We start from the raw sequence: 17183 nt of genomic DNA, 5'->3' as shown, positions 1-17183 counted from the left end.
GCCTCGATGGGATCGCTGCCGGGGTAGTCAGGCACGGGCTGCTCCGCCATCGTTCGGTCCCCCATTGTCGTGATCGTGGTCGTCCGGCGGCAGTGTGCAGAAATGCTCCGCTACGAGACCGCCCGCGAGGAGGAGCACGGCGCCGAGCGCCATCCCGATTGCGAGCCACAACGATGTTACCGCCGGTACCACCGACCGGGTGAGGATGAAAGCCACGATGCCGAGGCCCACGCCGAGCAGGAGCGCACTGGACAGGCTGGATGCCTTGGCGAGCAGGGCGATCCGCATTGCCAGGAACGGGTCGACGCGTTTTGTCGCCCGACCTCTGGTGGCCTGGCGGATGGGCCAGGCCAGGCAGACGAGGATCACCGCGATCAGGATCAGGGCCAGGGGCAGGGTGAACGGCGGAACTATGATCGGCGCGCTCCAAGCCGTCGCCGCCAGTTCGACCAGGAACCCGACGACGAGCCCGGCCAGGCCCAGCGCGATCAGCGGTGTGGGGTGGGTGCGCTTCATCGGCGATCGTCCTCGTTCTCGGGGAGATCGTCGGTGAGGTCGTCCGGTGTGCCCGGTCGTGGCCGGCCCGGTGTCTCGTGCAGGGTCTCGGTGTGGGCGACCTCGGTATGCGCGGGGTCGGTGCTCGCGGTCACCGGATGCGCCCTGGCGGTGCGTGCGGCGACGGCCAGGAGTTCGCGCACCCGGCCCCGGCCGGGAAGCTCGGCGTCGGGGTCGATGTCGAGCCAGGGAGCCAGCACGAAGTCGCGTTCCCCCGCGCGCGGGTGCGGGAGGGTGAGCCTGTCGTCGTCGATGCGGAGGTCGCCCAGGCAGATCAGGTCGATGTCCAGGGTACGGTCGCCCCAGCGTTCCTCCCGGACCCGGCCGTGGTCGTTTTCGATGGCGTTGACGGCGTCGAGCAGGGCGTGCGGTTCGCCCGTCCAGAGCACGCTCACCACAAGATTGAGGTATCCGGGTGCGGTGCGGTCCACCCCGTCGGGCTTCACGGCGTCGGAGGCGTACACCGGGGAGATCGCGGTGAGTTGCGCGCCCGGCAGTTCGGCGACGGCGCGCACGGCGGCGGCCAGGGTGCCCTCGCGGTCACCGAGGTTGCTGCCCAGTGCGAGCACGGCGGTGCGTGCCGGAGCGGCTGCGGCGTCGGTCATGCGCGGCTCCCTTCGGTTTGCGTGCGTTCGATTCGCGTGCGCTCGATCTGCACCGACACATCCGCGAAGGGGATCTCGATGGGAGCCTGCGGCTTGTGCACTGTCACCTGCACGCGTTCGGCGGCGCCGTGCGCGAGCACCACGTCGGCGATGCGCTCGGCGAGGGTCTCGATGAGATCGACGGGGTCACGACGAACGGCGTCGGCGACCTCCTCGGCGAGTTCGCCGTAGTGGATGGTGCGGGTCAGGTCGTCACCGGACGCCGCCGCACGGAAGTCCAGCCAGACCGTCACGTCGATGACGAACTCCTGGCCGTTCTCGCGTTCGAAGTCGAAGACACCGTGGTGCGCGGTGATCCGCAGCCCGGTGAGGGTGATCGAGTCGGTGCTCATGACCCTATTCTGGCCGAATCAACCCGGGCGAGCACGTTGAGGGCGGCCCGGGTGCCCACCACGTCGTGCACCCGAACAGCCCAGGCGCCCGCCTGGGCGGCGAGCACGCTGAGCACGGCGGTCGGCAGATCCCGGTCGATGATGGTGGCGTCTTCCGGCAGCACGCCGGCCAGGAATCGTTTGCGGGAGGCACCGACCATGACGGGTAGGCCGAGCGGAGCGAAGGCGTCGAGCCTGGCGAACACCCGCCAGTTCTGCTCGGCGTCCTTGCTGAAGCCGAGTCCGGGGTCCAGCACGATCTGGCTGCGCGCCACCCCGGCAGCCTCGAGCACGGCGACTCGTTCGGTCAATTCAGCGACCACGGTGGCGACCACGTCGTCGTACTCCGCGAGGGTGTCCATGGTGCGGGCGTGGCCGCGCCAGTGCATCGCGATGTAGGTGAGGCCGGTGCGGGCGACCACCGCCGCCATACCGGGGTCGGCCAGGCCGCCGGACACGTCGTTGATGATGTCGACCCCGGCGTCGGCGGCCCGTTCGGCGGTCTGGGAGTTGAGAGTATCGACACTGGTCATGATGCCCAGCCGGCGCAGCTCGGTGATCACGGGCAGTACCCGGTCCTGCTCGACCTGGGGCGACACCCGGTCGGCGCCGGGCCGGGTGGATTCCCCGCCGACGTCGATGAGGTCGGCTCCCGAGGAGTGCAGGTCCACGGCGTGCCGCACGGCAGCGTCGGTACTCGCCCACCGGCCGCCGTCGCTGAACGAGTCGGGGGTGACGTTGAGCACACCCATCACCAGGGTCACCGCACGACCTGCGTCCCGCCGATGAGGGCGATGATCTCCGAGCGAGCAACGGGCAAGGCCAGGTCCCCACGGCTGGCCATGGTCACGGTGGAGCTGTGGGTCTGGCGGGGGCCCCTGGTGGTCACGCAACCGTGGCTGGCATCGAGGACCACCAGGATCCCGCGCGGCGCCAGCCCGGTCTCTAGGGTGTCGGCGATCTCTTCGGTGAGCCGTTCCTGCAGTTGGGGCCTGGCGGCAAGGGTCGTCACGACGCTGGCCAGTTTGCCCAGTCCCACGATGCGCTCACCGGGCAGGTAGGCCAGGTGGGCGGTGCCGAGGAACGGCAGCAGGTGGTGTTCGCAGACGGAACGGAACTCGATGTCACGCAGCAGCACCAGTTCACCGGTCCGGTCTCCGACCGGCACGGTGTCTCTCAGGTGGTCGAGCGGGTCCTGGCCGAGACCGGCGAAGAACTCGGCGTAGGCCGACGCCACCCGCTCCGGGGTCGACGCCAGGCCGGCCCGGCCGGGATCCTCACCGATGGCGGCGAGGATCTCGGCGACGGCCGCTTCGATGCGTGGCTGGTCGACTCCCACGGGGGCCGGTCTACGCGGTTGCGGGGCGCGGTTTGAGTGCGGGGGCGCGCTTGGGCTTGTCCGCATCGGCGCCGCCGCTGGTGACGCCACCGTCGACCGCCGCACCGTCGATGGGCGCTTTCGGCGTCGGCATCGCGATGGGGGGTAGGTCGGAAACCGGGCGCTTGTCGCTGGAGAGCCACTGCGGGCGCGGCGGCAGCTTCTGCACGTCGGCGAAGATCTCCACCAGCGCTGTCTGGTCGAGAGTCTCGTGTTCGAGCAGCTTCGCGGCCAGGTCGTCGAGGATCGCCCGGTTGGCGTTGATGACCGTGTAGGCCTCGTCGTGCGCGTTCTCGAGCAGCTGGCGCACCTCGGTGTCCACCCGCTCGGCAAGCCGCTCCGAGTAGTCGCGCTGGTGGCCCATATCGCGGCCGAACATCATTTCGCCGGAGGCCGAACCGAGCTTGAGCGGTCCGACATCACTACTCATGCCGAACTCGGTGACCATCTTGCGAGCCGTGGCGGTGGCCTTCTCGATGTCGTTCGAGGCGCCGGTGGTGGGGTCGTGGAAAATGATCTCCTCGGCGACCCGGCCGCCCATGGCGTAGGCGAGCTGGTCGAGAAGCTCGTTGCGAGAGACCGAGTAGCGGTCCTCGAGCGGCATCACCATGGTGTACCCCAGGGCGCGGCCGCGGGGCAGGATGGTGATCTTGGTCACGGGGTCGGTGTTGCGCATGGCCGTGGCAACGAGAGCGTGCCCGCCCTCGTGGTACGCGGTGATGAGCTTCTCCTGGTCGCGCATCACGCGGGTGCGGCGCTGCGGACCGGCCATGACCCTGTCGACGGCTTCGTCGAGGGCGCGGTTGTCGATCAGCTGGGCGTTGGAACGCGCGGTCAGCAGTGCGGCCTCGTTGAGCACGTTCGCCAGGTCGGCGCCGGTGAAGCCCGGCGTCTTGCGGGCGAGCACCTCGAGGTCGACGCCGGCGGCCATCGGCTTGCCCTTGGAGTGCACCTCCAGGATGCGCTTGCGGCCGAGCATATCGGGGGCGTCGACGCCGATCTGACGGTCGAAACGTCCCGGACGCAGGAGCGCCGGGTCGAGGATGTCGGGCCGGTTGGTGGCCGCAATGAGGATCACGTTGGTCTTGACGTCGAAGCCGTCCATCTCCACCAGGAGCTGGTTGAGGGTCTGCTCGCGCTCGTCGTGGCCGCCGCCCATGCCGGCGCCGCGGTGGCGCCCGACGGCGTCGATCTCGTCGACGAAGATGATCGCCGGGGAGTTCTCCTTGGCCTGCTGGAACAGGTCGCGCACCCGGCTGGCGCCGACACCGACGAACATCTCGACGAAGTCGGAACCGGAGATCGAGTAGAACGGAACGCCTGCCTCGCCGGCGACGGCGCGGGCCAGAAGGGTCTTTCCGGTTCCGGGAGGACCGTACAGCAGCACGCCCTTCGGGATCCGGGCGCCGACGGCCTGGAACTTGGCCGGTTCCTTGAGGAAGTCCTTGATTTCTTGCAGCTCTTCGATGGCTTCGTCCGCGCCGGCGACGTCGGTGAAGAAGACCTGCGGGGTCTCCTTGGAGACGAGTTTGGCCTTCGACTTGCCGAACTGCATGACCTTGTTGCCGCCGCCCTGCATGCCGGAGAGCATCAGCCAGAAGAACGCACCGATCAGCAGCACCGGCAGGAGGATGCCCAGCAGCGACAGGAACCAGCTGGCCTGGGGAACCTCGTCAGTGAAGCCGTCCTTCGGGTCGGCGTCGGTGACGGCGGCGACGACCTCTTCGCCGCGGGGGGCCACGTAGTAGAACTGCACCTGCTCCCCGTAGGTCGAATCGGCCTTGCTGAGGGTGAGGTCGACGCGCTGATCGCCGTCGACGATCTTCGCCTCAGACACCTTCCCGTCCTTCAAGAAATCCAGGCCCTGCTGGGTGGAAATCTCGCGGAAGCCAGACATGGTCAGGAGGCTCGACCCCACCCAGACGGCGATGACAGCCAGGATGATGTAGAGGAGCGGCCCGCGCAGAAGTTTCTTGACGTTCATGGTGGTCACAGGCTACCGCTCTCGTACTGGGGGAACACCGAGTGTTCGCCCAAAGGTGAACTGGAGGACGTGGTGCAGCGGAGCCTACTCGCCGGTGGAATACACGTGTGGAGCCAGCACCCCGACGCTGCGCAGGTTGCGGTACTTCTCGGCGTAGTCCAGACCGTAGCCGACAACGAACTGGTTGGGGATGTCGAAGCCCAGGTACTTGACGTCGATCTCGACGCGGGCCGCGTCGGGCTTCCGGAGCAGGGCGCAGATCTCGAGCGAGGCCGGCCCGCGGGACTTGAGGTTCGCCATCAGCCAGGACAGGGTGAGGCCGGAGTCGATGATGTCCTCGACAATGAGGACGTGGCGGCCGTGCAGGTCGGTGTCGAGGTCCTTCAGGATCCGCACCACACCGCTGGACTGGGTGCCTGACCCGTAGGAGCTGACGGCCATCCAGTCCATCGTGACGGGGTGCACGAGTTCGCGGGCCAGGTCGGCCATGACCATAACCGCGCCCTTGAGCACGCCCACCAGGAGCAGGTCCTTGCCGGCGTAGTCCGCTTCGATCTGCCGCGACATCTCGGCCAGGCGAGCGCGAATCTCGGTCTCTTCGATCAGGATTTCGGTGAGGTCGCCGTCAATGTCACGAGGTTCCATGGGAGTGGAAGAGTCCTTTGTTTAGGTGGGTCGAGGAGCAGAAAACACGAGCGTTCCCCCCAGACGTTCCACTCTAACGCCTGGCAGGTCGAGCGCATTCTGCCCGTGCCAGTCGGTGACGAGCCTGGCGACGGCCAAGGTGTGGCTGCGTTCCCAGGCAACCCCGAACTCCCGCGCCACCACGAGGCGGATCATCCGCTGGCGGAGGGCCGCCGGGTGCACGGCCAGCGCGGCGACGGACACCCCGATGCCGGCTTCGGCCGGTTCGCAGATCTCCTCGACGAGGTCCCGCACCATGGCGTCGAGGGCGTCGGCATCCTCACGCAGCGTCTCGGCGGTACGGGCGAGCGCCTCGGCGATGCCCGGCCCGAGCTCCGCCTCGAGCACCGGCAGCACCCGTTGGCGCACCCGCACCCTGGCGTAGCGGGGGTCGGCGTTCTGCGGGTCGGACCAGGCCGGCAGGCCCGCATCCAGGCAGGCCTGCCGGGTCACGACGCGGCGGATGCCCAGCAGCGGCCGCCGGTACGGCCCGCTGATCGACGCCATACCCTGCAGGCTCGTCGCCCCCGAGCCGCGGGCCAGGCCTAGCAGCACGGTCTCGGCCTGGTCGTCGAGGGTGTGGCCGAGCAGCACCGCGATCGCGCCCGTGCCGGCCAGTGCCTGCTCGAACGCGGCGTACCGCGCGGTCCGCGCGGCGGCTTCGGGGCCGTCGCCGGTGTCTGGCGTCACCGTCACCGGCACGATCAGCACCGGATCCAGGCCGAGAGACTGAGCCTGTCCGGCCGCGACGGCGGCGATGTCGGCCGAGCCGGCCTGCAGGCCGTGGTCCACGATCACCGCGCCGGCGGTGAGCCCGGCCCGGGGCGCCTCGAACGCCGTCGCGGCGGCCAGGGCCAGCGAATCCGCTCCCCCGCTCAGCCCCACCAGGACCAGACCGGCCTCAGGCAGCAGCTCGCGCACGGCACGGCGCAGGTCGGCGATGGCCGGCGACAGTCGCGGGCGGCGGGTGGACTCCATCCAGTAACGTTATCCGCAGACTTCGAATAAGGGAGATATCAGGCCATGGCCGAATACGACGCAGTCATTGAAATCCCACGCGGTAGCCGCAACAAGTATGAGGTGGACCACGAAACCGGTCGGGTCTACCTCGACAGGGTGTTGTACACGAGCTTCGTGTACCCCACCGACTACGGGTTCTTCGAGAACACCCTGGGCCTGGACGGCGACCCCGTCGACGTTCTGGTGCTGCTCGACTTCCCGTTGTTCCCCGGCGTCGGCGTGTCCGTACGCCCCGTCGGCGTGTTCAACATGACCGATGACGGCGGCTCAGACGCCAAGGTCATCGCGGTTCCGGCCGGCGACCCGCGCTGGGACTACATCCAGGACGTCACCGACATCCCGGAGTACACCCGCAAGGAAATCGAGCACTTCTTCGAGCACTACAAGGACCTTGAGCCGAACAAGTGGGTCAAGACCGAGGGCTGGGGCGACGCCGCCGAGGCCGACCAGATTGTGCGCGACGGCCTGAAGAAGCTCGTCGACGAAGGTCACTGACCCACAGCGACGCGCTGAACCGACAGAAGCCGCCTCCCATCAGGGAGGCGGCTTCTGCTGTGTGCCGGGGTCTGTTGCTTAGGACGGTCGGCCGACGTACGGCGCGACCTGGCCTGGCGACCAGATGCTGTGCACCCGAACGGGCTTGCCCACGTCCGGCGCCTCGAGGATCTGTCCGCCGCCGACATAAATGGCCACGTGATAGTAATTCCCCGGCGAACCCCAGAAGACGAGGTCGCCCACCTGCACCTGCGAGAACGAGACGAGCTTGCCCTGACCGGCCATGGTGTTGTACTGGTTGGTCGCCGAGTGCGTGCCGATGTAGATGCCCGCGGCCGCGTAGGCGGCCTTGGTCAGACCGGAACAGTCCCAGACGTCGGGGCCGGAGCCGCCGAGCTTGTAGGCGTCGCCGAGCTGCGCACGGGCAAAGGCGATGGCGGTGCCGACGGCGGAAGCGTTGGGTGCGGCCGGGGCGGACACGACGGGCGGCGGCGCCGGAGCAGCGGGAGCCGGGGCCGCAGGGGCGGCGGGAGCCGGAGCGGCGGGAGCTGGAGCCGCGGGAGCTGGAGCCGCGGGAGCCGCAGCGGCCGGAGCATCGGGCGCGGAAGCGGCCGGCGGATTGTTCTTGACGGCGGCCGCAGCGGCGGCCTGGGCCTTGGCCAGCGCGGCGGCGGATGCGGCGGCGTCCAGCCCGGTTTGGTACTCGCGCTCCACGTCGGCGGTGGTGTCCTTCAGCAGGGCCAGCTGTTCGTAAAGCTCCGACGACTTCTTCAGCTCGACGTCGAGTGCGGCCTGGGCGCCCAGTGCGGCGTCGCTGGCCGATTCGTACTTCTCCTTGGACTCCGCGCTGAGGCGCTTGCGTTCCGCGGTGGCGGCGGCAGCCTGGGCGATGAGCGATTCCGCGGTGTTCTTGTCCTGCACGGCCTGCCGGTAGATGGTCTCGGACTGCTCGCTGAGCTTGCTGGCCGTGCCGAGCTGGCTGAGCAGGTCGTCGGCGGTGTTGCCGTTGAGGAACAGGTTGAGGGAGAGGTCCTGGGCTCCGGTCTTGGCCAGGTGTGCGGCGATTAAGCCGGCGCGCATCTTGGACGTGTCAGCGGCCTTCTGCGCCACCGCGGACTGCTTGTCCAGGCTATCCTCCCGGGCCGTGGCCGCATCGAGGTCGTCCTGGGTGACCCTGTAGGCCTCCGCGGCCATCTGGGAGCCCTGCGACGCCACCGCCGACGACTCCTGCAGGCCCTTGAGCAGTCCGGTGAGGTTCTCGATTTCCTTCGCCTTGGTGGCCTCGCTCAGCTTGGCCTTGGCAACTTCGTCCCAACTCGGGTAGTCCTCGTCGGCGAAGGCCGGCACGGCCACGCCGGCCGCGGCGGTGACGGAGCCGATCATCGCTGCCGACAGCAGCGCGGCCGAGGTACGCCGCGAGCGGCGGGTGGACGTGTGCTCAGCCAAGTGGCGCTCCCCTGTCGGACATGAACGGAACGGCGTTGATCCGGTTGCCGCCGCTGAACACCTCGAAGTGCAGGTGGCAGCCGGTGGAGGCGCCGGTGGTGCCGGAGCTGGCGATGTTCTGGCCGACCGAGACCTGCTGGCCGACCGAGACGAAGATGCCACCGTCCCGGATGTGGGCGTAGCCGGTCATGATGCCGTTGCCGTGGCTGATCTGGACGAAATTGCCGTAGGTGCCCTTGCGGCCCGCGTATTCGACGGTTCCCGATGCTGCCGCGTAGATCGGAGCGCTGCAGCCGGTGCCGATGTCGGTGCCGTAGTGGAAACCGCCGCTGCAGCCGCCGCTGCCGCAGAGCACGGCGCGGGCGCCATAGCCGTCGGTGATGCGTCCGCCGGCGGGAACACCCCAACCCTGGCTGCCGACCTGGCCGCCGCTGAGGCCTGCGCCGGGAGATCCGGTTGAGCCGCCGGACGAGGGGGCGGGTCGGGAGGCCGCGGCGCGTGCGGCTTCCGCCGCGATGGCGGCGAGGCGCGCCTTTTCGGCTTCCGCGGCGATCCGGGCCCGTTCGGCGACGCCGGCCTCGTAACCCGCGGTAGTGGTGGCCTGGGCGTCCTGCATGAACTGCAGTTGCTGCTCGAGGATCACGCTCTGCGCTTCGGAGTCGGCCAGCGCACCAGCTGCGGCGTCCGCCGCCTCCTGGGCCGCCACCATGGCGGCTTCGGCCTCGATCCGGAGGGCCTCGCGCTCGGCCTGGGCCACAGCGGCCTGGTCGCCCAGGGCCTGAGCGGTGTTGTTGGCGGTCTGGGCCTGGTCGTAGACGTCGGTGCTGCGTTCGACAAGTTTGCTCATGCTGCCGAGCTTGGACAGCAACTCGTCGGCACCCTCGCCGCTCTTCTGCCCGTCGATGAAGAGGTTGACGCTGAGGTCGGTGCCGCCGGTGCGGTACAGCTGCGCGGCAAGCTGACCGGCCTGGGTGGTCGCGGCGTCCGCCTCGGTCTTGCTGGTGTCGGCCTGAGCCTGCAGGTCGCCGGCGCGACGGCTGGCGTCGTCGAACTTCTCCTGGGCGGTCTGGAGCTCGACTCCGCGGGCCTCGGCTTCCGCCTGGGTGCGTTCCACCTCGGTCTGCAGGCCGGCGATGAGGTTCTGGATCTCGGTGACCTGGGCGGCGGCAGCGTTGGTGTTGGACTTGGCGGCCAGCACGTCTGGCCAGCTCGGGTAGTCCACGGCCATGGCCGGGCTGATCGGGCTGGCGAGGGTCACCGCGAGGGTCAGGGCGGCGGCGAAGCCGGTCACGCCCATGGTCGCCCGGCGGACGCTGATGCGCCCGCGTCGGGGCTGCTGCCGGTTCGGCCGCAGCCGGCTGAGGCCGGCGTTGACTCCGCGGCTGATCACGGTGGCCGTGCGCTTCATAACTCCCCGATCGGGCTCGTGCTTTGTCACATTCGTCACTGTGGTAACTCTCGTCACAATAACAAACCCCGCTGAGTGGCCAGGGTTCGAATAAAACCTAACCCCAGGGTGCTCCGGTTTGCCGCCCATTCGTGGGCGCGGTGAAAAGCGACACGCCGAGCTGAGAATCGGGTCCGATTCGGGTTCTGGCCCGGAATCACGCGGCGAACGAACCCGCAATCCGGCACCACGCGCACCGGACGCTGGGGCCGATTTGAACTATCGCTCTGCCAACACTTATGATTATGCGTCGGAAGTCATCAGCTTCCGGTAAGCAAGGCCCCATCGTTTAGCGGCCTAGGACGGCGCCCTTTCACGGCGTTAACACGGGTTCGAATCCCGTTGGGGCTACGGATACTGTAGGTTGTACTCGGCACAAAAAGTTAGACAGCAACACCGCAGAATCACAAGAAACAAAGCATCAAAGTTTGGCCCTGTAGCGCAGTTGGTTAGCGCGCCGCCCTGTCACGGCGGAGGTCGCCGGTTCAAGTCCGGTCAGGGTCGCCAAGGCGACAAGCCCTTTCGAAAGAAGGGGCTTTTCGTCCTTTCGAAGGCATCTCTCGAGTCGCCTTCGAGGCCCTGTAGCTCAGTTGGTAGAGCGTTCGACTGAAAATCGAAAGGTCACCGGATCGACGCCGGTCGGGGCCACTTGGCCATCTGCGGGCTTCTACCGCAGGTGGCCTTTTTTTATGCCACGATGTGGACATGAAACGCTCCGCCTCCGCGCACCTGGAACTTCATGCGTTCGGGCCCGCCGAGCTGGTCCTGTCCGTCGTCGTCGCCGCAGACGCGAACGCCACGGAACGTCTGCGCATCGTGCAGGACGGCGCCACGCTGGCCTATCGGGAGAGCCTCGATGTGCACGGAACGCGACTCCAGCTCGTGTCGGTGCAGGCCGGCCGGATCGACATCGACTACACAGTGGAGGTATCGGGCGAGTCCGAGCCTGCAGAAGTGTCCGACATCGACCTTGTCCGATACCTGCGACCCAGCCGCTACTGCGAATCCGACCACCTCTGGCCTACCGCCCAGGCCGAGTTCCGTGGGCTCACCGGTACCGCCCTGCTCGACGCGATCACTTCCTGGGTGGGCACGCACCTGAACTACGTGCCCGGCGCCAGCCTGCCCACGGATGGCGCGGTGCGCACCCTGCTGGCCCGGCAGGGCGTCTGCCGCGACTACGCGCACCTCGTCATCGCGTTCCTGCGCGCGCACGACGTGCCCGCACGCCTGGTGTCGGTCTACGCCCCTGGGCTGTCGCCGATGGACTTCCACGCCGTGGCCGAGGCGTTCCTCGACGGTGCCTGGCAGGTCGTCGACGCGACCGGGCTCGCTCCACGGCAATCGCTTATGCGCATCGCCACGGGCCGGGACGCCGCGGACACCGCCTTCCTGTCCTCGGCCGGCGCCGCCGTGGCACTGAACGCGCTCACCGTCACCGCAGTCGTCGACGAGCTACCCCGGGATGACGTCACCAGGCCGGCCAGGCTGGCCTAGACCCCCCCTGGAGTGGTCACAGCGGGGCCGGAAGGCACGCGCTATGTTCCCTGCAGCGCACACCAGAACTGAGCATAACTCACTCGTGTCTGTCGCCCCGGTCAGGCCGACGACAGCACGTGCCCCGCGGCATCCGGCTCCCAACCTGCAAGGGATACTCGTGACGACAGACGCCGGCGCCGTGAGAGCGACGTGGATCGCACCGTCCGCCGACATCGACCCCCGAGCGGTGCTCGGCGACGGCAGCACGGTGGCTGACCGCGCACAGGTCCGCGAATTCGCCCGGGTCGGCCCCGGCTGTGCGGTCGGGTACGCCGCGTACCTCGGGCCTGGCGTCATCCTCGGCCGCCAGTGCACGGTGCAGGACTTCGCCCTGCTCTACGAACCGACCCTGCTGGAGGATCGGGTGTCCGTCGGGCCGGGGGCCGTCTTCACCAACGACAGGTTTCCCCGCGCCGTTGTGCCGTCCGGACGCCTCAAGTCCGCGGCGGACTGGGTCCTCGTGGGCGTCACCGTGCGCACCGGCGCATCCGTCGGTGCCAACGCCGTCTGCGTGGCACCGCTCACCATCGGGCGCTGGGCCATCGTGGCCGACGGCTCTGTGGTGACCGCCGATGTCCCCGAGTACGCCCTGATGGACGGCATCCCCGCCACGAGGGTGCACTGGGTCGGTCAGAGCGGCGCCCGCCTGAAAAACGTCGGCCCCGGACTCTTCAGGTGCCCGGTGACCGGCGCACACTACAGCGAACACGACGGCACCCTCCGCCCCCTCGGAATTGCCCCCCGATAAGGTCACAGCGACTCCTTCCCAGCCCGGCTATGGTCACGTCGTGAGGACCTGGGCGTGCGCCAGGTCTCGTCACGAGTCCGTCTCCGGGGTGCGCTATTGCCGGCGTCGGGCTCTGTCCGAGCTGCACCTGTACACCCGACATGCAGGGATGGAACGTGAAAAGAAATACTTTGCGGCGACCCCTCCGTGCGGCCGGCTGCCCCACAGCCTCCCACCGCCCCGCGAAAGGTCGACGCTCGTGATACCCGCACCGGAGACGGCCGGGCACCCCCTCATCGAAGCGACCGCCGACGTGGACCCCGCCGCGGAAGTCGGCGCTGAGACACGCGTGTGGCACCTCGCCCAGGTGCGCGAAAATGCCTCCATCGGCAGCGGCTGCATCCTCGGGCGTGGCTCGTACATCGGACCCGGCGTCATCCTCGGACGCAACTGCAAGGTACAGAACTACGCACTGATCTACGAACCGGCGGTCCTGGAAGACGGCGTCTTCGTCGGTCCCGCCGTGGTGTTCACCAACGACATGTTTCCGCGGGCCGTCAACCCCGATTTGAGCATCAAAATGGCAGAGGACTGGCATCCGGTGGGTGTGCACGTCGGCACGGGCGCGTCCATCGGTGCGCGGGCCGTCTGCATCGGACCGGTCAGCATCGGCCGTTGGGCGCTCGTCGCGGCCGGCGCCGTGGTGACGAAGGATGTCCCGGACTACGCCATCGTCGCCGGCGTACCGGCCAGACGCATCGGCTGGGTCGGTCGGTCGGGGATCCCGCTGCGGAGAGCTGAGGACGGCCGGCTGACCTGCCCGGCCACCGGTGAGCACTTTCACGAACGTGACGGCGTCCTCCTGGCAGAACGTGAGTCCGGATGAACAAGCGTCAGCTCGGGCTCACCGCGCTCGCCCTCACCGTGGCAGTGGCGACGGCCGGCATGATCGTGGCCCATCTGCTGCCGGCATCCGACCGGATTCGCCCGGTGGCGGAATCCACACCGTCGGCCACGGCTTCACCGACAGCCGCCGAGAGCGGCGCCCCCACGTCGACCGCGCGGATCGACGAGACGGTGCCGCCTGCTCCGGAGCGACCGCAGGCCGACCCCGCACCCGACACCGATACCGAGGTGGGCCCCCGCACCTCAACCGAGGTGCTCCCGCCCGGGCAGGTCGACGTCACCCTGCCGCCGTCGAAGCCCCGGTCCGCGCTCGTCTCGCTGCCACTCCCCCCAACCGTGAACTCCCTCGGCGACGTTGTGGACGGGTTCCCCACCGATGTCATGCCGGGGATCCCGAACTCACTCGTCGGCAACAGCTCGGTGGCGACGCAGGGCGACCGTCTGCAGTCCGCGTTCAAGGCAAGGACCACACTCGGCACCGACGACGTCCTCGCGTTCTACCGGCACCATTTCGCGCCCCTGGGACTCCTCGAAACCCCGGTGACCACGACCGAACGCGGGACAACGCTCAGTTTCGCCCGCGACGACGATTCGGTGACCCTGTCGGTCACCGCCGTCGCCGGCGGATCCAGCTACGTGCTCTTCGGCGTTTTCACGGCGCAGGGTTGACGGCGGCCGGCCCGTGTACATCTCTTTTTCCGACCGGGGGTCGGCACAAGGAACGGCCTCCCCTCCCGGACGCCCCGTCGCGACACGGGTCTCGTCCGTCGTCATCGCGCTGGGAATCGTCAGCCTGGTCACTGACGTCTCCTCGGAGTCGGTGTCGGCAATCCTTCCGCTGTACATCACGGGAGTGCTGGGCCTGTCGACAGTCGCCTACGGGTTTCTCGACGGGATCTACCAGGGCGTCAGCGCCATCGTGCGCATCGCCGGCGGCTGGGCGGCGGACCGGGGGGACCAGCCGAAATGGATCGCGTTCTTCGGGTACGGTCTGTCTGCCCTGGCCCGCACCGGACTTCTCTTCGCAACCGGATTCACGTCCCTGGTGGCCGTCATCGCTGTCGATCGCCTCGGCAAGGGCGTCCGGACCGCCCCGCGCGATGCGCTGATTACAGCGTCATCGCTCCCGGAGAACCTCGGTAGGTCTTTCGGAGTGCACCGCATGCTGGACACCGTCGGGGCCGCGGTCGGGCCACTGCTCGCCTTCGCGATCCTGTTCGCCATCCCGGACGGCTACGACACTGTATTTGTCGTATCGCTCGCCTTCGCGATCGTCGGCGTCTTTGTGCTCGGCCTGGTCGTACCGAACACCCGTCCCTCGGCAGAGCGCGCCGCACCCGGCACCTCCCGGGCGTCGTTCAGGTGGGCTCAGCTGAGGGATCCGCGGCTGCGCCGCCTGCTCCTCACCGCGGGACTGTTGGGCATCGTGACCATCGGTGACGGGTTCATCTACCTGGTCTTGCAAAGCCGGGATGCCTTCGCGGCGGCCTGGTTTCCCCTGCTCTACGTGGGCACCAACGTCGTCTTCCTCCTCCTTGCGATCCCGCTGGGCAAGCTCGCCGACAGGTTCGGCCGCGCCGGGGTCTTCGTCTGCGGCCACCTCGCGCTCCTGGCTGCCTACGCCTCTGCAGCGGTCCCCGTTGCCGGGCTTCCAACGACGATTCTCTGTCTGATAGCCCTCGGTGTGTTCTGTGCGTCCACCGACGGCATCCTCGCGGCGCTCGCGGCCCAGTCGACGTCTGAGGCCAGCCGTGCGACAGCCATCGCCTCCGCCCAGACCGTCGTTGCCGCCACCCGGCTGATCGCGTCCACTGGATTCGGTGTGCTCTGGTTCGCGGTGGGCCGCGGCGACGCCATGCTGATCATCGCGGGCGCACTCGCCCTGCTGATCCCGCTGGCCGCTCTCGTCCTGCGCGGCGCGTTCGACCGGACGCAGACGACATGACCGCACGCAAACGCACCATCGCCGCCGTGCTGGTCAGCGCGGTGCTCCTCGGCGGAGCCGGAGGCTACGGCATCGTGGCCTGGGCAGGCTCCCAGGAACGACGGACCGGCGGGAACGCCGTGCAGGCGGTCACCACCGACACGGCGGCGACAGGAGACCGGATCGTGTTCCGCAATACGGCATCCGGCGACGGGTACGGGCTGGTCGCCTTCGTCCCGCTCGCCGATCCCGCCGGTGAGCGCTCGGTGACGGCCCAGGCGTGCGACAGGGTGTACGCAACCACAGTCGTGGAGATGTGCCTCCACATCGACCGCGGGATCGTCACGACGTTCGCGGCCACCCTGCGCGGTGCGGACGCCGCCGAGCTCCGCACCTGGCCGTTACCCGGCATCCCCAGCCGCACTCGGGTATCCGCCAACTCCCACCTCGTCGCCGTGACAGCGTTCGTGACCGGGGAATCATATGGGACGGTCGCGTTCTCGACTCAGACGACGATTTCCACAATCGACGGCACCGACTACGGCAATCTCGAAGACTTCGCTCTCTTGGTGGACGGTGAGCGCATCACAGCGGCCGACCGCAACATCTGGGGCGTGACCTTCGGCAGCGACGACACCACCTTCTATGCCACGGCGGCCTCGGCCGGACGCACCTGGTTGGTACGGGGCGACCTGACCGCCCGCACCCTGACGGCCATCCGGGAAAGCGCCGAGTGCCCGTCGCTCTCCCCAGACGGTCGTCATATCGCCTACAAGAAGGTCGTTACCGGCACTGCGTCGCCGGTCTGGTCCATCGCGGTGCTCGATCTCGAGACGGGGGCGGAAACTCTCCTCCCCGCCCCCGGCAACGTCGACGACCAGGTGGAATGGCTGGATGACTCGACACTGCTCTACGGGCTGGCCCGCACCGATGTCGTCGGTGACAGCGATGTCTGGTCCATCTCCATCGACGGGGCCAGCCAACCTCGCCTCTTCATCCCGCACGCCTGGTCTCCCTCGGTGGTGCGCTCATGACTGCCAAACGCGGGCAGAACGCGACCCGTCTGGATGACCCCGCGACGGCGCCCCCCACGGTCGATCACGTCCTGATCACCAGGTTCAACCTGCCGACCCCGGGCCCAGAGGGTCGAGTGCGCCAACGCGAGGGATGGCTCACCGGCCGCGCCGACCTCTTCGAGAAATACTGCCTGCCGTCGGTGCGCGCTCAAACCAACCAGAACTTCCGCTGGCTCGTTTACCTCGACCCGGACAGCCCCGAATGGCTCGTCCAACGCCTGGCACCGTTCGTGCGGGACCAGGTCTTCGAGCCGATCTACCGGGCAGAGGTCACCCCGGCCATCATTCTCGACGACATCCGCGCCGGGCGAACCACACCCTCCGCCGACCTGCTGACCACGAATCTCGACAACGACGACGGACTCGCCGCCGATTTTGTCGACCGCCTACAGCGAATCCCTCCAAGGGGGCCGCGCTCGGCGCTGTACCTCGCGTCGGGACTGATCCTCGGTCCCGACGGGTTGTTCCTCCGCGTCGACAAGCTCAACGCGTTCTGCTCAGTCAGGGAGACCTGGAACGATCCCGTCACCTGTTGGGCGGACTGGCACACGCTGCTCCCTAGGTCCATGCCGAGCGTTACGGTATCCGGCCCACCGGCGTGGCTGCAGGTCGTGCACGGCAGCAACGTCAGCAACCGGGTTCGCGGCCGGCTCGTCGCGTCGAACGGCTACGCCGCCCTGTTCCCCACCCTGCCCACCGATCTTGACCAGCCGACGCGTACCGACCTGCTCCGCGACCGCCTGTTGAGCGGGCCAGCCAGGCTGCTGCGGGATTCCTCTCGCGCCGCGGTGAAGTCAACCCTGCTATTCCTGGTCGGCAAGCGCGGGGTCGACCGAATCAAGGAGTGGCGCAGCGGGACGACGGAATGACACCAGTCCGCCCCGAGCTGCGTCACTTTACCCCCCGATAAGGTCACAGCGGCTCGTCGCTTGCCCGGCTATGGTCAGCTCGTGAGGACCTGAGCCT

Annotated in this window: 18 protein-coding genes and 3 tRNA genes; 11 read left to right on the top strand and 10 right to left on the bottom strand. The window is 68.5% G+C overall.

The genetic code is table 11. The annotated features are described in order from the left end of the window. Positions 1-27 precede the first annotated feature (27 nt). From E3O57_RS15265 to tilS, 8 genes are all read right to left on the bottom strand, one after another. On the bottom strand, positions 28-516 hold the full coding sequence (locus tag E3O57_RS15265; RefSeq protein ID WP_088457314.1) for a DUF3180 domain-containing protein: 489 nt from the start codon (positions 514-516) through the stop codon (positions 28-30). Then, positions 513-1160, bottom strand: coding sequence for a 2-amino-4-hydroxy-6-hydroxymethyldihydropteridine diphosphokinase (folK, locus tag E3O57_RS15260; RefSeq protein ID WP_103461326.1), 648 nt, complete (start codon positions 1158-1160; stop codon positions 513-515). Before folK ends, E3O57_RS15265 begins: the two co-directional genes overlap by 4 nt. Then, positions 1157-1552 (bottom strand): dihydroneopterin aldolase, encoded by a 396-nt coding sequence (folB, locus tag E3O57_RS15255; RefSeq protein ID WP_103479283.1) that lies wholly within the window; start codon positions 1550-1552, stop codon positions 1157-1159. Before folB ends, folK begins: the two co-directional genes overlap by 4 nt. After that, on the bottom strand, positions 1549-2355 hold the full coding sequence (gene folP, locus E3O57_RS15250) for a dihydropteroate synthase (protein WP_103461328.1): 807 nt from the start codon (positions 2353-2355) through the stop codon (positions 1549-1551). The genes folB and folP overlap by 4 nt, the downstream gene beginning before the upstream one ends. Continuing rightward, positions 2352-2930, bottom strand: coding sequence for a GTP cyclohydrolase I (gene folE, locus E3O57_RS15245; protein ID WP_174776268.1), 579 nt, complete (start codon positions 2928-2930; stop codon positions 2352-2354). Before folE ends, folP begins: the two co-directional genes overlap by 4 nt. A gap of 10 nt (positions 2931-2940) precedes the next feature. Beyond that, entirely contained in the window at positions 2941-4953 is a 2013-nt protein-coding gene (gene ftsH / locus E3O57_RS15240) for an ATP-dependent zinc metalloprotease FtsH (RefSeq protein WP_088458124.1), read from the bottom strand. Between the two features lie 84 nt (positions 4954-5037). After that, a complete protein-coding gene (hpt, locus tag E3O57_RS15235; protein WP_088457319.1) occupies positions 5038-5598 on the bottom strand; it encodes a hypoxanthine phosphoribosyltransferase in 561 nt (186 codons plus the stop codon). Positions 5599-5619: 21 nt separating this feature from the next. Next, positions 5620-6615, bottom strand: coding sequence for a tRNA lysidine(34) synthetase TilS (gene tilS, locus E3O57_RS15230; RefSeq protein ID WP_103479284.1), 996 nt, complete (start codon positions 6613-6615; stop codon positions 5620-5622). A 45-nt stretch (positions 6616-6660) separates the two neighbouring features. On the opposite strand from tilS, the gene E3O57_RS15225 reads away from it, so the two are divergent. After that, positions 6661-7152: an inorganic diphosphatase gene (locus E3O57_RS15225; RefSeq protein ID WP_088457321.1), complete on the top strand. Its 492-nt coding sequence runs from the start codon at positions 6661-6663 to the stop codon at positions 7150-7152. Between the two features lie 78 nt (positions 7153-7230). Here E3O57_RS15225 and E3O57_RS15220 read toward each other — a convergent pair whose 3' ends face one another. Together E3O57_RS15220 and E3O57_RS15215 are read right to left on the bottom strand one after the other, a co-directional pair. Next, positions 7231-8598 carry an NlpC/P60 family protein gene (locus tag E3O57_RS15220; protein ID WP_241990451.1) on the bottom strand — a complete coding sequence of 456 codons (1368 nt, stop codon included), beginning with the start codon at positions 8596-8598 and terminating at the stop codon, positions 7231-7233. After that, positions 8591-10045, bottom strand: a complete 1455-nt coding sequence (locus E3O57_RS15215; protein ID WP_133159767.1) for a peptidoglycan DD-metalloendopeptidase family protein — start codon at positions 10043-10045, stop codon at positions 8591-8593. Before E3O57_RS15215 ends, E3O57_RS15220 begins: the two co-directional genes overlap by 8 nt. 278 nt (positions 10046-10323) lie before the next feature. On the opposite strand from E3O57_RS15215, the gene E3O57_RS15210 reads away from it, so the two are divergent. The 10 genes from E3O57_RS15210 (at position 10324) to E3O57_RS15165 (ending at position 17086) form a co-directional block, all read left to right on the top strand. After that, positions 10324-10396, top strand: a tRNA-Glu gene (locus E3O57_RS15210). A gap of 79 nt (positions 10397-10475) precedes the next feature. Further along, positions 10476-10552: transfer RNA gene (locus E3O57_RS15205), tRNA-Asp, on the top strand. 68 nt (positions 10553-10620) lie between these two features. Continuing rightward, a tRNA-Phe gene (locus E3O57_RS15200) sits at positions 10621-10693 on the top strand. 57 nt (positions 10694-10750) lie between these two features. Continuing rightward, on the top strand, positions 10751-11542 hold the full coding sequence (locus E3O57_RS15195) for a transglutaminase family protein (protein ID WP_103479285.1): 792 nt from the start codon (positions 10751-10753) through the stop codon (positions 11540-11542). A gap of 160 nt (positions 11543-11702) precedes the next feature. Continuing rightward, positions 11703-12332, top strand: coding sequence for an acyltransferase (locus tag E3O57_RS15190; protein ID WP_241990450.1), 630 nt, complete (start codon positions 11703-11705; stop codon positions 12330-12332). A gap of 241 nt (positions 12333-12573) precedes the next feature. After that, positions 12574-13197 carry an acyltransferase gene (locus E3O57_RS15185; RefSeq protein ID WP_241990455.1) on the top strand — a complete coding sequence of 208 codons (624 nt, stop codon included), beginning with the start codon at positions 12574-12576 and terminating at the stop codon, positions 13195-13197. Continuing rightward, the gene (locus E3O57_RS15180; protein ID WP_103479286.1) at positions 13194-13886 is read left to right on the top strand and encodes a hypothetical protein; all 693 of its coding nucleotides are present in this window, start codon (positions 13194-13196) and stop codon (positions 13884-13886) included. The genes E3O57_RS15185 and E3O57_RS15180 overlap by 4 nt, the downstream gene beginning before the upstream one ends. A 13-nt stretch (positions 13887-13899) precedes the next feature. Next, the gene (locus E3O57_RS15175) at positions 13900-15162 is read left to right on the top strand and encodes an MFS transporter (RefSeq protein WP_103479287.1); all 1263 of its coding nucleotides are present in this window, start codon (positions 13900-13902) and stop codon (positions 15160-15162) included. Then, entirely contained in the window at positions 15159-16175 is a 1017-nt protein-coding gene (locus E3O57_RS15170; RefSeq protein ID WP_103479288.1) for a hypothetical protein, read from the top strand. Before E3O57_RS15175 ends, E3O57_RS15170 begins: the two co-directional genes overlap by 4 nt. Then, the gene (locus E3O57_RS15165; RefSeq protein WP_103479289.1) at positions 16172-17086 is read left to right on the top strand and encodes a glycosyltransferase; all 915 of its coding nucleotides are present in this window, start codon (positions 16172-16174) and stop codon (positions 17084-17086) included. The genes E3O57_RS15170 and E3O57_RS15165 overlap by 4 nt, the downstream gene beginning before the upstream one ends. Positions 17087-17183 lie beyond the last annotated feature (97 nt).

The sequence above is a fragment of the Cryobacterium sp. TMN-39-2 genome, assembly GCF_004402745.1.
Classification (GTDB): domain Bacteria; phylum Actinomycetota; class Actinomycetes; order Actinomycetales; family Microbacteriaceae; genus Cryobacterium; species Cryobacterium zongtaii.
This window is presented reverse-complemented; position numbering and strand designations above follow the sequence as displayed.